At 43.9% G+C, this 16,121-nt stretch carries 8 protein-coding genes, 2 tRNA genes and 3 rRNA genes; 3 read left to right on the forward strand and 10 right to left on the reverse strand.

Annotated elements, in window-relative coordinates; genetic code table 11:
- Positions 1-27: 27 nt before the first annotated feature.
- On the reverse strand, positions 28-2,433 hold the full coding sequence (locus AC5EUN_RS15655; protein WP_159153625.1) for a YgiQ family radical SAM protein: 2,406 nt from the start codon (positions 2,431-2,433) through the stop codon (positions 28-30).
- Between AC5EUN_RS15655 and AC5EUN_RS15660 the strand changes: the two genes are divergently transcribed.
- A complete protein-coding gene (locus tag AC5EUN_RS15660; RefSeq protein WP_279742512.1) occupies positions 2,432-2,653 on the forward strand; it encodes a hypothetical protein in 222 nt (73 codons plus the stop codon). The two genes, AC5EUN_RS15655 and AC5EUN_RS15660, sit on opposite strands and share 2 nt — an antisense overlap.
- Before the next feature lie 279 nt (positions 2,654-2,932).
- On the opposite strand, the gene AC5EUN_RS15665 is transcribed toward AC5EUN_RS15660, so the two are convergent.
- The 9 genes from AC5EUN_RS15665 to def form a co-directional block, all read right to left on the reverse strand.
- On the reverse strand, positions 2,933-4,225 hold the full coding sequence (locus AC5EUN_RS15665; protein ID WP_159153626.1) for a glutamate carboxypeptidase: 1,293 nt from the start codon (positions 4,223-4,225) through the stop codon (positions 2,933-2,935).
- A gap of 252 nt (positions 4,226-4,477) precedes the next feature.
- A 5S ribosomal RNA gene (rrf, locus tag AC5EUN_RS15670) occupies positions 4,478-4,592 on the reverse strand.
- A 170-nt stretch (positions 4,593-4,762) separates the two neighbouring features.
- Positions 4,763-7,656, reverse strand: a 23S ribosomal RNA gene (locus AC5EUN_RS15675).
- A 338-nt stretch (positions 7,657-7,994) separates the two neighbouring features.
- A tRNA-Ala gene (locus AC5EUN_RS15680) sits at positions 7,995-8,070 on the reverse strand.
- Positions 8,071-8,137: 67 nt separating this feature from the next.
- Positions 8,138-8,214: transfer RNA gene (locus AC5EUN_RS15685), tRNA-Ile, on the reverse strand.
- A 61-nt stretch (positions 8,215-8,275) separates the two neighbouring features.
- Positions 8,276-9,813 (reverse strand): 16S ribosomal RNA (locus AC5EUN_RS15690).
- The 16S, 23S and 5S rRNA genes sit together here with 2 tRNA genes alongside, the layout of an rRNA operon.
- A 712-nt stretch (positions 9,814-10,525) precedes the next feature.
- A complete protein-coding gene (locus tag AC5EUN_RS15695) occupies positions 10,526-12,547 on the reverse strand; it encodes a TonB-dependent copper receptor (RefSeq protein ID WP_159153406.1) in 2,022 nt (673 codons plus the stop codon).
- Positions 12,548-12,619: 72 nt separating this feature from the next.
- Positions 12,620-13,057 (reverse strand): DUF2946 family protein, encoded by a 438-nt coding sequence (locus AC5EUN_RS15700; protein WP_159153407.1) that lies wholly within the window; start codon positions 13,055-13,057, stop codon positions 12,620-12,622.
- Positions 13,058-13,146: 89 nt separating this feature from the next.
- Entirely contained in the window at positions 13,147-13,680 is a 534-nt protein-coding gene (def, locus tag AC5EUN_RS15705) for a peptide deformylase (RefSeq protein WP_004684452.1), read from the reverse strand.
- Positions 13,681-13,800: 120 nt separating this feature from the next.
- On the opposite strand from def, the gene AC5EUN_RS15710 reads away from it, so the two are divergent.
- Positions 13,801-14,955, forward strand: a complete 1,155-nt coding sequence (locus AC5EUN_RS15710) for a LysM peptidoglycan-binding domain-containing protein (RefSeq protein WP_201707057.1) — start codon at positions 13,801-13,803, stop codon at positions 14,953-14,955.
- 22 nt (positions 14,956-14,977) lie between these two features.
- On the forward strand, positions 14,978-16,111 hold the full coding sequence (dprA, locus tag AC5EUN_RS15715; RefSeq protein ID WP_159153409.1) for a DNA-processing protein DprA: 1,134 nt from the start codon (positions 14,978-14,980) through the stop codon (positions 16,109-16,111).
- Positions 16,112-16,121 lie beyond the last annotated feature (10 nt).

Genomic DNA, 16,121 nt, shown 5'->3' on the forward strand with positions numbered 1-16,121 from the left:
AGCATCCTTTTTTATATTCAATTGCGATTAAGCACGTGACTTAGACTTCGGTTTTGATTTTGAATGTCCAAATGGCTTCTTGGCATCACCTGTTTCACGCGGTGGCAAACCTGTATGCTGCGTTAAAATCTGACCGCGCTCAGGACGCTTTTTGGTATTCGATGGACGCGATTGATTTTTCGCTTGTTGGTTACGGCTATCACCATTACGTTTTTGCGAATCACCATCCACGGTTGAGTTTTTCTTCCGAGCAGACTGATACTGACCTTCTGTCCCTTGCGGTTGATAGGTTGGAATCAAATGCTGTTTCGAGTTACCAATCAAGTCTTGGCGGCCCATCTCTTTTAAAGCTTCACGTAATAATGGCCAGTTGTTTGGATCATGATAACGCAAGAAGGCTTTATGCAGACGACGACGCTTCTCACCTTTCACAATATCCACATCTTCAGTATATCGCGCCACTTTGGCTAATGGGTTTTTACCCGTGTGATACATGGTGGTCGCGGTTGCCATTGGCGATGGATAGAAAGTCTGTACCTGATCGGCACGGAAACCATTTTTCTTCAACCAAATCGCCAAATTCATCATGTCATATTCAGTCGTACCTGGATGTGCTGCGATAAAGTACGGAATTAAATACTGCTCTTTACCTGCCTCTTTACTGAAACGATCAAACATTTGCTTGAAACGATCATAGGTCCCGATGCCCGGTTTCATCATCTTCGACAATGGACCTTTTTCGGTATGTTCCGGGGCAATTTTTAAATAACCACCAACGTGATGTTGTACCAACTCTTTGACATATTCAGGGTTTAACACCGCCAAGTCATAACGCAGACCCGAACCAATCAGAATCTTTTTGACGCCTTTAATGGCGCGTGCTTTACGATATAGCTGCGTTAAAGGTGCATGATCGGTATGTAAGTTTTGACACACACCCGGATAAACACAGGATGGTTTACGACAATTCTTTTCAATCTCAGGGTCTTTACAGTGCAAACGATACATGTTTGCTGTAGGCCCACCTAAGTCAGAAATGATGCCGGTAAAGCCCGGTGCGGTATCACGAATCTTTTCCACTTCACGCAAAATTGATTCTTCAGAACGGTTTTGAATGATACGTCCTTCATGTTCTGTAATCGAACAGAAGGTACAGCCACCAAAACAACCCCGCATGATGTTCACAGAGAACTTAATCATGTCAAATGCAGGGAAACGCGCATCCCCATACACAGGATGGGGTAGACGTGCATAAGGTAAATCAAACACATAGTCCATTTCTTCCGTGGTTAGCGGAATCGGTGGAGCATTTAACCAAACATCACGCTCGCCATGCTTTTGTACTAAAGCACGTGCATTTCCTGGATTGGTTTCTAAATGCAAAATACGGTTAGCATGCGCATACAGCACAGGATCATTCACCACTTCCTCAAAAGATGGTAAACGAATCACTGCCAGTTCACGCGGCGGTAATTTATGTTTAATTGCCTTTGAAGACGGCTGTAATTGCACAATTTGTGTATCAGGATCGAGTTTATCCCCTTCACGAACAATTTGATTCGTCACAATTTCTTTTTGGAAATTTTGGTATTGAGTTAAAGAATTACCCTTATCTTTTTCAATTTCACAGCCATCTAAATCTTCAGTCATCACATAAGGATTGATAATCGGATCAACACGGCCAATGGTATCCACATCATTCGATGCGATTTCCACAAACTTGGCTTTAGATGGACGATTTAATTTATTCACAATAAATGCCGTGCCACGAACATCGGTAATTTCGTGAATTTTTTCGCCTTTGGCTAAGCGATGCATCACTTCAGTAATTGAACGCTCACCATTACCATACATCAAAAGATCGGCTTTTGAGTCCATCAACACTGAACGACGTACTTTATCTGACCAATAGTCATAGTGCGCAATACGACGCAAAGACGCTTCTATTCCACCTAACAATACAGGTACATCTGGAAATGCTTCGCGCACACGTTGGCAATATACGGTTGCTGCACGGTCTGGACGTTTATTGGGTAAATTATCTGGTGAATAGGCATCATCAGAACGAATTTTACGATCAGCCGTATAACGGTTGATCATCGAATCCATGTTCCCAGCAGTCACACCCCAAGCGATATTTGGCTTACCCAAAACGCGGAATGCTTCAACATTCGTCCAATCAGGTTGTGCAATAATCCCCACACGGAAACCTTGTGCTTCTAACGTACGGCCAATAATGCCCGAACAAAATGATGGATGGTCGATATACGCATCACCACAGACCAAAATAAAGTCACAACTATCCCAACCGAGTTGGTCCATTTCCTCGCGCGACATCGGCAAAAATGGCGCAGGTTCAAAACATGACGCCCAATATTTGTCGTAATCAAACAACGCTTTAGACGCGGTCTGCATAGTATAAGCAGTAGACATGGCTAGCAATTCTCGGCTGGCAGATGAAAGATCTCAAATAAAGATCAAAGATGAAAGCCGATCATTTTACCATGAATTACATTCAGCTTGCTTGGTTAAAAAAGCATCATTTACAGCACGTTATCATTTATTTTTTTATACAAAAATATTTTTGAGATATTTATTTAAAAAGAAACAATTCGACAGTGAAGACCCAAAAAGCTGGCCCTTCATTTCTTAAAGAATACATACCAATGTCCAGTCAATTGGGACAATAAACACTACACCGAAACCCAACAGATTCCGCTGAATTACGCAGCAAAGAATGAAAAATTAACATCAGCTATAGCTATGCCAATCTCTCAGAATATCCCTCACTTTATGGCGCTTTTATTTAAGATCTCATCCATTTCCTTTTAAGATTCTAATATTTAGATTAATGAAAGATGCTGCTAAAAATAAACACCATCTTTCATCATGTAAAAACTCAAATCAGTTGAATTCTTTCACACCAACTTTATTATTTTTGAGCGGTCGATAAGTCCATAATCAACTTTGTCGCTAAATATAAACGCGGCACAATACTTTCGACCAGAATATATTCAGCATTATTCGAATGTGCACCATCACCAGATAAGCCCATGCCTTCTAAAATCGCTGCTTTCGAATTTAAGCCAGCAAATGCGGCATCTGTACCACCACCTGTTGCTTCAGCTAAGACCTTCATTGGTAAGTTAAAATCAGTTTTGTAAATAAGCTGTGCTTGTTCAGCCAATTTTTTTGCCTGTGGATTTGCCATTAAAGGTGGGCGACGCATTTCAAACTTTAACTTAACTTCACTATCAGCTAACTTTTTACGTTTAATCCTTTCCTGTAATACACGTTCCACTTGCTGAAAATCTTTAACTTGCAAAGCACGAACATCTGCTTGTGCAGTCGCAAGGTCTGGAATCACGTTACGCACTTTACCTGCACTCGCTACAGTCCAGTTTAATTTCAACCCTGTTTTAGGATTGGATAAGTCTTGTAACTGTAAGATTTGATGTGATAATTCTGTCAGTGCATTTATGCCTGCTTCAGGCTTAACCCCTGCATGTGCAGGTTTCCCGTGAACCTCTAAATATGCTGCACCAATCCCACTGGTGGCTAAACGTAAACTGCCGTCTTTACCACCACCTTCAAATGACAAAACCACATCTTGGTCTTGTGCAGTTTCAGTAATCAGTTTGCGTGAACCTGGCGAACTGATCTCCTCATCGGAGTTAAGTAAGATTGTGATCGTGCCATAATCTTGATAATTCAACTTTTTCAAAAGATCAAGCGTATGAATAATCGCAGCAACCCCCTGTTTATCATCTAAAATTCCGAGACCAAAAACTTTATCCCCTTCCATTTTAAAAGGTTGGTCTTTCAACATCCCTGTTAAATACACCGTATCCATATGAGCAATTAGCATAATTTTACTGCTGCCTTTACCCTTTAAAACAGCTTTTACCATTGGACCAGTCTGTTGAGGCGTATCATCCATACGATATATATCTTTGGCTTCTACAATACTGACCTCAGCACCTGTCGTTTTTAATTGTTCGGCGACATATTTAGCGATCTTATTCACGCCGACAAGATCTTTACTCCCCGACTCAATATTGACTAAAGCCTCTAGAGTATTTAAATAATTCTTTTTTTCTGACTCAACCAGATGTTTGACCTGATCATTAGATACAGCATGTACTTGCCCAAAAGCTAAACAGCTCAACAACGCACATGAGATTAAAGGAAGTTTTTTCAGTTGATATTGAATTTTATTAGACATACTCATTATTCCATTTAAAGATATTGCTAACAAACTATGAACATTTGATCGACTATTCAATATTTTTAAAAATCTAAAAATAAAAAATGTTAGATAGATTAAATGTCATGATCGATAAATAAGTAAATCAGTATGTAGAAACCTATCCTAAACCTCAATTAGACGATTGATTCGTTTATTTTATATTATTTAATATATTCAGCATAAAAAAATCCCCCTCAGCGCTTAGCGGAGGGGGATTTAGAATTAATGAGCTGGCGATGACTTACTCTCACATGGATAACTCCACACTACCATCAGCGCTAAGAGGTTTCACTTCTGAGTTCGGGAAGGGATCAGGTGGTTCACTCTTGCTATTGTCGCCAGCACAACTGTTTATGACTATTCGTTGGGTCTTATTTACACATTGTGTATGCCTAACTTTCATCAAATGAGTTATTAACAGGTATATTTGAGTTGGATATTGTATCTAGCTTTATAACTAAATCAAGTTGTTTGCAGTGATTTGAACCACAACACCAACTGTTTGGGTGTTGTATAGTCAAGCCTCACGAGCAATTAGTATTGGTCAGCTTCACATATCACTATGCTTCCACATCCAACCTATCAACGTCGTAGTCTTCAACGGCTCTTTAGAGGACATAAAGTCCTAGGGAAATCTTATCTTGAGGTAGGCTTCCCGCTTAGATGCTTTCAGCGGTTATCCCTTCCGAACATAGCTACCCGGCGATGCGACTGGCGTCACAACCGGTACACCAGAGGTTCGTCCACTCTGGTCCTCTCGTACTAGGAGCAGATCCTCTCAAATTTCCAACGCCCACGGTAGATAGGGACCGAACTGTCTCACGACGTTCTAAACCCAGCTCGCGTACCTCTTTAAATGGCGAACAGCCATACCCTTGGGACCTGCTTCAGCCCCAGGATGAGATGAGCCGACATCGAGGTGCCAAACACCGCCGTCGATATGAACTCTTGGGCGGTATCAGCCTGTTATCCCCAGAGTACCTTTTATCCGTTGAGCGATGGCCCTTCCATACAGAACCACCGGATCACTAAGACCTACTTTCGTACCTGCTCGACTTGTGGGTCTCGCAGTTAAGCGCGCTTTTGCCTTTATACTCTACGCGTGATTTCCGACCACGCTGAGCGCACCTTCGTACTCCTCCGTTACTCTTTAGGAGGAGACCGCCCCAGTCAAACTACCCACCAGACATGGTCCTCGCTCCAGATAATGGAGCAGAGTTAGAACCTCAATATTACCAGGGTGGTATTTCAAGATTGGCTCCACCGAAACTAGCGTCTCGGTTTCAAAGCCTCCCACCTATCCTACACAAGTAAGATCAAAGTTCAATGTCAAGCTGCAGTAAAGGTTCACGGGGTCTTTCCGTCTAGCCGCGGGTACACCGCATCTTCACGGCGAATTCGATTTCACTGAGTCTCTGCTGGAGACAGCGCCCCCATCATTATGCCATTCGTGCAGGTCGGAACTTACCCGACAAGGAATTTCGCTACCTTAGGACCGTTATAGTTACGGCCGCCGTTTACTGGGGCTTCGATCAAGAGCTTCGCTTACGCTAACCCCATCAATTAACCTTCCAGCACCGGGCAGGCATCACACCCTATACGTCCACTTTCGTGTTTGCAGAGTGCTATGTTTTTAATAAACAGTTGCAGGGGCCTGGTTTCTGTGGCTGCCAATAGCTCAAGGAGTAAATCCTATCACCGTCGGCAGCGTACCTTCTCCCGAAGTTACGGTACCATTTTGCCTAGTTCCTTCAGCAGAGTTCTCTCAAGCGCTTTGGTCTACTCGACCTGACCACCTGTGTCGGTTTCGGGTACGATTCCTATGTAACTGAAGCTTAGAGACTTTTCCTGGAAGCATGGTATCAGCCACTTCACTGTACAAGTACAGCTTGCTATCAGTTCTCAGCATAGAGTACCCCGGATTTGCCTAAGATACATGCCTACAACCTTCCACCTGGACAACCAACGCCAGGCTGACTTAACCTTCTCCGTCCTCTCATCGCATTACATAGAAGTATTGGAATATTAACCAATTTCCCATCGACTACGCCTCTCGGCCTCGCCTTAGGGGTCGACTCACCCAGCCCCGATTAACGTTGGACTGGAACCCTTGGTCTTTCAGCGTGCGAGTTTTTCACTCGCATTGTCGTTACTCACGTCAGCATTCGCACTTCTGATACCTCCAGCATACTTCTCAATACACCTTCATCGGCTTACAGAACGCTCCCCTACCACTTACACTTACGTGTAAATCCGCAGCTTCGGCATATAGTTTTAGCCCCGTTACATCTTCCGCGCAGGCCGACTCGACTAGTGAGCTATTACGCTTTCTTTAAAGGGTGGCTGCTTCTAAGCCAACCTCCTAGCTGTCTATGCCTTCCCACATCGTTTCCCACTTAACTATAATTTTGGGGCCTTAGCTGGCGGTCTGGATTGTTTTCCTCTTGACTACGGACGTTAGCACCCGCAGTCTGTCTCCCGGATAGTACTCATTGGTATTCGGAGTTTGCATCGGTTTGGTAAGTCGGGATGACCCCCTAGCCGAAACAGTGCTCTACCCCCAATGGTATTCGTCCGAGGCGCTACCTAAATAGCTTTCGGGGAGAACCAGCTATCACCGAGTTTGATTAGCCTTTCACCCCTATCCACAAGTCATCCCCTGGCTTTTCAACGACAGTGGGTTCGGTCCTCCAGTTAGTGTTACCCAACCTTCAACCTGCTCATGGATAGATCACCCGGTTTCGGGTCTACACCCAGCAACTAAACGCCCTATTAAGACTCGATTTCTCTACGGCTCCCCTATTCGGTTAACCTCGCTACTGAATGTAAGTCGCTGACCCATTATACAAAAGGTACGCAGTCACCGAACAAGTCGGCTCCCACTGCTTGTATGCATGCGGTTTCAGGATCTATTTCACTCCCCTCACAGGGGTTCTTTTCGCCTTTCCCTCACGGTACTGGTTCACTATCGGTCAGTCAGGAGTATTTAGCCTTGGAGGATGGTCCCCCCATATTCAGACAAGGTTTCACGTGCCCCGCCCTACTCGACATCATCATATAAGCCCTTTCGTGTACAGGACTATCACCCACTATGGTTGCACTTCCCAGAGCATTCCACTAGAACTTATATGACTTAATGGGCTTTTCCCCGTTCGCTCGCCGCTACTGAGGGAATCTCAATTGATTTCTTTTCCTAAGGGTACTGAGATGTTTCACTTCCCCTCGTTCGCCTCGTATGACTATGTATTCATCATACGATACCTGCCTTATGACAGGTGGGTTTCCCCATTCAGAAATCTCCGGATCACAGGATATTTGCCGCCTCCCCGGAGCTTATCGCAGGCTATTACGTCTTTCATCGCCTCTGACTGCCAAGGCATCCACCACATGCACTTAATTACTTGACTATACAACCCCAAACAGTCGTAGCACCTACAAGTAGTACTAGGACAGATCGATTGCTCGATCATACAGTTTGTTGCTCTGTGTACTTAAACACCGTACAGCTTCAATTCAATTCACATACCAAAACGCTTGATTCAGTTAATTTCGCTAGTAACTCATTTCTTCAATCTTCATCAATCAGTAATAAATCACTGTTAATGTCGATCTTAAAAACGAGTATGAACAAATTATTTCAACTCAAATATATTCTGTTAATGATTTTTCCAGCCTTCGTCAGGTCAGGAAACTGTGATAAATCACAGAAGTTAATAAGCTTTAACTTACTAAGTTCTATAATCTATGGTGGAGACTAGGAGAGTCGAACTCCTGACCTCCTGCGTGCAAAGCAGGCGCTCTACCAACTAAGCTAAGTCCCCAGCTTATCAATAAGTCAATGTTTCTGTTTTCTGTATTCAGCATTTAACAATGCTTGTTAGTCAGATTTGGTGGGTCTGACAAGACTTGAACTTGTGACCCCACGCTTATCAAGCGTGTGCTCTAACCAACTGAGCTACAGACCCTCAGATACATCGTCATGAAGAACAACTTGTTGTGGATTCTTACCAATCGTCAATCTTTCGTTAAGGAGGTGATCCAGCCGCAGGTTCCCCTACGGCTACCTTGTTACGACTTCACCCCAGTCATCGGCCACACCGTGGTAAGCGTCCTCCTTGCGGTTAGACTACCTACTTCTGGTGCAACAAATTCCCATGGTGTGACGGGCGGTGTGTACAAGGCCCGGGAACGTATTCACCGCGGCATTCTGATCCGCGATTACTAGCGATTCCGACTTCATGGAGTCGAGTTGCAGACTCCAATCCGGACTACGATCGGCTTTTTGAGATTAGCATCCTATCGCTAGGTAGCAACCCTTTGTACCGACCATTGTAGCACGTGTGTAGCCCTGGTCGTAAGGGCCATGATGACTTGACGTCGTCCCCGCCTTCCTCCAGTTTGTCACTGGCAGTATCCTTAAAGTTCCCGGCTTAACCCGCTGGCAAATAAGGAAAAGGGTTGCGCTCGTTGCGGGACTTAACCCAACATCTCACGACACGAGCTGACGACAGCCATGCAGCACCTGTATGTAAGTTCCCGAAGGCACCAATCCATCTCTGGAAAGTTCTTACTATGTCAAGACCAGGTAAGGTTCTTCGCGTTGCATCGAATTAAACCACATGCTCCACCGCTTGTGCGGGCCCCCGTCAATTCATTTGAGTTTTAGTCTTGCGACCGTACTCCCCAGGCGGTCTACTTATCGCGTTAGCTGCGCCACTAAAGCCTCAAAGGCCCCAACGGCTAGTAGACATCGTTTACGGCATGGACTACCAGGGTATCTAATCCTGTTTGCTCCCCATGCTTTCGTACCTCAGCGTCAGTATTAGGCCAGATGGCTGCCTTCGCCATCGGTATTCCTCCAGATCTCTACGCATTTCACCGCTACACCTGGAATTCTACCATCCTCTCCCATACTCTAGCTTCCCAGTATCGAATGCAATTCCTAAGTTAAGCTCAGGGATTTCACATCCGACTTAAAAAGCCGCCTACGCACGCTTTACGCCCAGTAAATCCGATTAACGCTCGCACCCTCTGTATTACCGCGGCTGCTGGCACAGAGTTAGCCGGTGCTTATTCTGCGAGTAACGTCCACTATCCTAGAGTATTAATCCAAGTAGCCTCCTCCTCGCTTAAAGTGCTTTACAACCAAAAGGCCTTCTTCACACACGCGGCATGGCTGGATCAGGCTTTCGCCCATTGTCCAATATTCCCCACTGCTGCCTCCCGTAGGAGTCTGGGCCGTGTCTCAGTCCCAGTGTGGCGGATCATCCTCTCAGACCCGCTACAGATCGTCGCCTTGGTAGGCCTTTACCCCACCAACTAGCTAATCTGACTTAGGCTCATCTATTAGCGCAAGGTCCGAAGATCCCCTGCTTTCCCCCGTAGGGCGTATGCGGTATTAGCATTCCTTTCGGAATGTTGTCCCCCACTAATAGGCAGATTCCTAAGCATTACTCACCCGTCCGCCGCTAGGTCAGGTAGCAAGCTACCCTTCCCCGCTCGACTTGCATGTGTTAAGCCTGCCGCCAGCGTTCAATCTGAGCCATGATCAAACTCTTCAGTTAAAATCATTAGTAGCTTATGGCTACAAATCTTGGCTCATCAATTTTCTGACAAATATTTCTCAAATAAACTTCGAGTAATTTTTACCTTCAATCAATGAAATATTTTCGATCGATCAATCAGTAAAAATCCACACAAGTTGTTCTTCATAATCTCTTAATGATCTTCTTGCTGATTCGTCATCAGCAAGCTAGGTCGGCTATACTACTCTCTTTCAAGAAGAAGTCAACTGGTTTTGTTAATTATTTTTAAACTTATTCAAGACTTCCAGATTCTACCGCTTGGGCTAAATCCTTGTTTCTCAACAAGTTTTAATCAACATCACCGCCGATGGATGTGCATTCTACAGCATTTCTAATCCCTTGCAACACCTTTTCTCAATAAATATTTCTGTATGTTTATTTTTCAAACTCATAAAATTATAAGTTACTGTTATTTATGTAAAATGTTTTTTAATAATTTTATCTACTTCCTAGTTAGCGCCTTAAACCGCACCATCACACTCGCACAAATTAAACTTAATATATTGTTTTAATTCATTTAAATAAAAATATATCGAAATAATATTTAAATATTTTATTTAAATCGCTGTTTCTTTCTACTTTTTATGGTGAATATCCACTCACAATGCTGTTTTCTCAGTCAATTTCTATCTTAGAACCCAAAACAGCCATTCTATTTCTAGAATGGCTGCTTCCGATCTTCTCAATATATTTAGAACTTCATGCTGATTCGAGCCCAATAATTGCGACCTGTATTGTTAAATTGTTCTGTTGCAGCATAACCAAAACCTGAACTTCCAAGTTTATTCAAATGCTCGGCATAGTTTTTATTCAGCACATTATCTATTCCGACTGAAAGGTCTAGATCTTTTTGGATATTATAAGTCCCATTTAAAGACAGCGTTCCAAAACCTTTACTGTCTTCTAAATCGTATCCAATGATATTACCTTCTCGATAGCTGGTACGATCTTGTGCTGCCACCACACGCCATAACAAACCAAGATTATATTTCTCTTGCACATAGCGTAGATTGAAACGTCCTTCTAATGGTGCAATTTGCGGTAAAGCAGTGTGATCCGTTGTATTTTCACCCCATGCATACATGGCACTGATGTCCGCTTGAATTTGATCCGTCAACTGGTAAGCCACACCTGCTTCAGCACCTGCAATGGTTGCATCGACATTTCGGCTTTTGGCTTCCAACCGCCCCATTGAACCTGTCGGAGTATATGCCACCAATATATAGTCTTGAATCAAACCTGCATAAACTGAAGCCCATGATTTAAATGCACCCTGTTCATATTGATAACCTGCATCAAACTGCGCGGTTTTTTCATTCTCTAAATCGGCAAAGGTCGTACCTGTACTTTGATGGTATTTGGTACTAAACAATTCCCAATAATCAGGCACACGCTCTACATAACCTAAACCTGCGTAAGTTTTAAGATGTTCCGCAAGCTCACTTTCAATTCGAATAAAACCACTTGGCAAAGTTTCTTTACGTTCTGTATTAGTGGCTAAATTATCAATCTTCGCTTGATCGACGCGTGCACCTGTCACCAGTTTATGCTGATCATTGAATACATAACTCAGTTCACCGAAAGCCCCATAAGACTCAAAATCCATATCTCCGACACGAGCTTTATTTTGATAAGGAGACATTAAGCTGCCACTACGTTTAGTGTGCTCATTTTTTTGACTATCAATACCTGAAATAAGTTGCAATTGTCCCCAGTCCTGCGTCATAGCAACCCGTACATTTAAAGTCCTACGAGCAACATTTGAAGCCATCGGCATTGACATACCATCTGCGGGATTAAATTTTCGCAAACTAAAATTATCCATGACATGATCGTTATAGCTATAGTCAACTTGCGCTTCGACTTTCTTGATCACCTCGCCAATGTTTTTCTTTTCAACATGTAAACCTAGACTTTCACGAGCAAACTTAGAACCATCCATGCTACGTCCAGCATAGACTGCCTCACCATCACTCTTCCCACCTTTCAGCTCTACCCATGTGTCCTCATTCGGAGTCCAGCCCAGCGCTAGATCTGCATTCCACTTTTCCCAATCGGACGGAACCGTATTGCCAGCGCCATCTTGATAACTATCTGCAATCGAACGGTTGGCATTTAAACGTGCATATTTCGTTTCATCACCAACAGCGGCTTCAACATTCTGATCCAAACGACCGTAAGAGCCAAGCATGACACTGGCTTGCCCGCGATAAGGTTTTTCCGAAGTGAGTTGTTCAGGCTCACGTTCAAAAATAACAGTTGCGGCTGAACCCGTATGCGCATACTGAACAGTTTGTGGTCCTTTTACGACCGTGATTTTGTCGTAGCTTTCAGGAGAAACATAAGAAGCAGGATTATCCATACGGCTTGGGCATGCACCTAAATTTTCCGTACCATCTGTGAGGATTTTAATACGTGAGCCAAACATACCGCGGAAGGTGACGTCACCATTCGCGCCGCCATTTTTGATTTGGTTAAAACCCACAATGCTTTGTAGGTAGGCTGCACCATCAACCGCAGGAATTGGCTGAGTGGGTTGTTTAGGGTCGGCATGTACAATCAGACCATGGGCATCATTGCCCTGCTGAGCCGTCACCACGATAGGCGCTAAAATGTGTGCGCTGTCTGCGTCAGCGGCAAATACTACGCTTGAAAAACAAGCAAGAGAAATCGCAGCCGCAAGAGGCTGTAAAAAGAATGTAGGCTGAGCCATTTTTATTCTCACTGAATCTATAAATACAACTAGGCTAGAGTCCGTTAAGACCCGAAAAATATATGTCTAGGTTTATACAAACAGTGGCGGTGCTCGCCCTTGAGGCAGTAAGAAGAGTTGTTGCAGTGCAAACCAAACATGCACAAAGGCTTTTTGGAATGCAATTAAACGGACTTGAATACGGTCAAGTACCGCTTTTAACTCTAAATCAGGCGGCAACACGAGATTGCCATATACCGTACAGTATTGGCATTGATGACTTGCATCATGATGATTGTGTTCGGCAGGTTGTGAACTGAGTTCATGCTGAGCCTGCATTTCATGATGATGTGTGGAATGCTTTTCAGCATGAGAACTGAGATGTTCAACTGGTTTGAGTAAAAGCGCACGCGAAATAGTTTCACAGACCGGCGCAATTTGATATTGCGTCGGTAGTAAAGGCTGTAAAAAAACAGCAATCTGTAAAAACACGGCTACACAAGACAGTAGCAACGCAGCTCTAAAAAACAATCCATTCCATCCGAATTGAGAACGCGGCCAGTATAACAAAGCCCAATTGAAATTGGGCTCACTTTAAAGATGATTTTTAAGCAAAAAACTTAACCGCGTTTTACAGCCACTTTGTCTTTTTGGCGCTGACGGGTCAATTTTTCCACTTTTTCACGTGCGCGTTGGCGCTTTAGTGGTGACAAATAGTCGACGAACAATTTGCCATTTAAGTGATCCATTTCATGTTGAATGCAAACAGCGAGAAGTTCGTCAGCTTCGATCTCAAATGCTTGACCTTCAAGGTTAATTGCTTCGATCTTTACGCGTGACGGGCGCTCAACTTTGTCGTATATTTGGGGAACTGATAGGCAGCCTTCTTCATAGGGCTGCGTTTCTTCAGTCAATGGGGTAACTTTGGGGTTAATGAATACCAAAGGTTGATCTTTATGTTCAGATAAGTCCATGACAATCAACTGAATATGACGATCAACTTGTGTCGCGGCAAGTCCAATGCCTGGCGCTTCATACATGGTTTCAAACATATCTGCAGCCAGCTGACGAATTTCATCAGTAACTTCTTCGACGGGTTCTGCAATGGTACGAAGACGGGGATCAGGAAAACTTAAAATAGGTAATAAGGCCATACTGCGTCCTCAATTATGCCATTGATCAAAAAACCAAATGAAGGGAATGCTTGATCAAAAAAATGTGTGTAATATCGTTATTATAACGCAACTACATACATAATTTTAGGAATTATGATAATGAAAAAGGTTTTTATGGGCATGCCATCTTTTAGTGCCTTGGGGTTTAAGCAACACATGCTAGCACTTGCGGTTTGCGTAAGTGTTGGCGCAGGCATCATTTCAACAGCTCAAGCTGCGCCTACACGAAATTACAATCCGCCTGCTTTAAAAGCCAATGCACCGAATGTTTATGTGGTGAAAAAAGGCGATACCCTGTGGGATATTTCTAAACGTTTCCTAAACAATCCTGTGCGTTGGCCTGAAATTTGGGCCAGCAATAGACACGTCAAAAATCCGCATTGGATTTTCCCGGGTGACCGCTTACTGATGTGTACTCATGAAGGCCGTCCAATTATTGGTAAAGATGAAGGTGATGGCTGTGAAGGGATCATTCGTCGTTATACAGGCGGCACTAAACTTCAACCTCAAGCACGTGTTGAATCTTTAAACAATGCCATTCCTGTCATTCCACTGGAATACATTAAAAACTGGCTTGAACACAGTACCATTCTTTCCGAGGAATCTTTGGAAGGTACACCGTATATCGTCGGTGCTGCCGATGAGCGTGTGATTGCAGGTAAAGGTCAAACCGTTTATGCACGTGGCCAAGGCATTGAAGTCGGTCAACGCTACGCGATTTACCGTGAAGGCAAACCTTACATTGTGACGGATGCAGAGGGCAAAAAACAAAATCTAGGTCTAGAATTGACTCAGGTTGCTTCAGCCATTGCCATTCGTGGTGAAAATGACATGTCCACTTTAGAAATCACAGATTCGTATAATTCTGAAGTACGTCGTGGTTATCGCGTACTGCCTGAATACGACGCCATGCTTCCAACCTTGTTCTACCCAACACATGCACAAGATGTGACTGGGGGTGGACAAGTGATTCGTGTTCAAGGTTCGATTGGTCTAGCTGCGAAGCATTCAGTTGTAACCATTGACCGTGGCACAGTGGATGGCGTTCAATCGGGTTATGTGTTCTCGGTTAGTCAAAAGGGTCAAGAAATTCGTGATCCGAAAACCAATGAAAAACTGACCCTTCCAACGGAGCGTATCGGCAACATCATGGTATTTAAAACCTTTGACCGTGTCAGCTATGCTTATGTGCTCGACAGCGAACTACCAATGAACTTGGGCGCGAAAATTTCTCCCTCTGTAGTGGATGAATAATCCGTTGCCTTAAGGTGTATATATGCTGAACTCTTTATCACATGAACAGATTGCAACAATCACCCTGTGGTATTTAGTTCAGCATTCTTTATCGAGCTTTCAAAAACTACAGCAGCATTTTGGCACAAGCACAAAAGCTGTTGCTGCCTCCAATCTTCAGATCTGGCCAAATCTCGGCTTACACAAAAGCCATCTACAACGTGTCACAGAAATCCAAACGCCTGCTGGCCAACTCAAATTACAAACTTTACTGCAGGACGTCCAAGCCAGCTGTGATTTTATTTTACTTGATACTGACAGTCATTATCCCTCGCAGCTGCTGCCCTATGCTGACCGACCACCGATTTTATTTGGTCAGGGCAATCCACAAAGTCTACTCCAGCCTCAAGTTGCTATCGTCGGCAGTCGAAAACCCAGTCCGCACGGCAAGCAAGTGGCTTATGACTTTGCCTATTACCTCGCCGAAAAGGGCTTTTATATTTGCAGTGGTTTAGCTGAAGGCATTGATGCAGCGGCACATCAGGGCGGCTTAAAATATCAACGTACCATTGCAGTGATGGGCACGGGCTTAGATCTCACTTATCCTTCCCAACATCAAACACTGCGTACGCAAATATTAGAAAATAATGGCTGTATTATTACTGAATTTTTACCACATACACCGCCTTTACAGCATAATTTTCCACGACGCAACCGCATCGTCAGTGCACTGAGTTTAGGGGTTGTGGTTGCAGAGGCAGCACTCAAAAGTGGCTCTCTAGGAACAGCCCAAAGAGCCGCAGAGCAAGGGAAAACCATTTTTGCGATTCCCGGTCATATTTACAGTGAACACCATCAAGGCTGTCATCAACTGATCCGAGAAGGGGCGATTTTGGTCGATCATCCTGAGCAAATCATTGAAGACTTGGCACTCCCCACTCAATGGCATAGCCAATCCCAGTCACAAGAAACCACCCCAAGCGCTAGTATTGAGATCCCATCTAATTTACTCGAACTTTATAATCAACTGGATTGGGTGGGACAAAATATGGATCAACTTAATTTCAAACTTAACACCGATATTGCCACACTCACCAGCCAGTTAATGGAACTGGAAATTTTGGGGCTTGCACAACAACAAGCTGGCAATTATCTGCGTTGCCGTTCCAGCCAATAAGGTTCACAAT

The sequence above is a fragment of the Acinetobacter sp. CAU_H_S170_2 genome (assembly GCF_058890445.1).

Coding starts and splice junctions, on each gene's coding strand:
- AC5EUN_RS15660 (WP_279742512.1), top strand. CDS start 2,432: ATGGCTAGCAATTCTCGGCTGGCAGATGAAAGATCTCAAATAAAGATC.
- AC5EUN_RS15655 (WP_159153625.1), bottom strand. CDS start 2,433: ATGTCTACTGCTTATACTATGCAGACCGCGTCTAAAGCGTTGTTTGAT.
- AC5EUN_RS15665 (WP_159153626.1), bottom strand. CDS start 4,225: ATGTCTAATAAAATTCAATATCAACTGAAAAAACTTCCTTTAATCTCA.
- AC5EUN_RS15695 (WP_159153406.1), bottom strand. CDS start 12,547: ATGGCTCAGCCTACATTCTTTTTACAGCCTCTTGCGGCTGCGATTTCT.
- def (WP_004684452.1), bottom strand. CDS start 13,680: ATGGCCTTATTACCTATTTTAAGTTTTCCTGATCCCCGTCTTCGTACC.
- AC5EUN_RS15710 (WP_201707057.1), top strand. CDS start 13,801: ATGAAAAAGGTTTTTATGGGCATGCCATCTTTTAGTGCCTTGGGGTTT.
- dprA (WP_159153409.1), top strand. CDS start 14,978: ATGCTGAACTCTTTATCACATGAACAGATTGCAACAATCACCCTGTGG.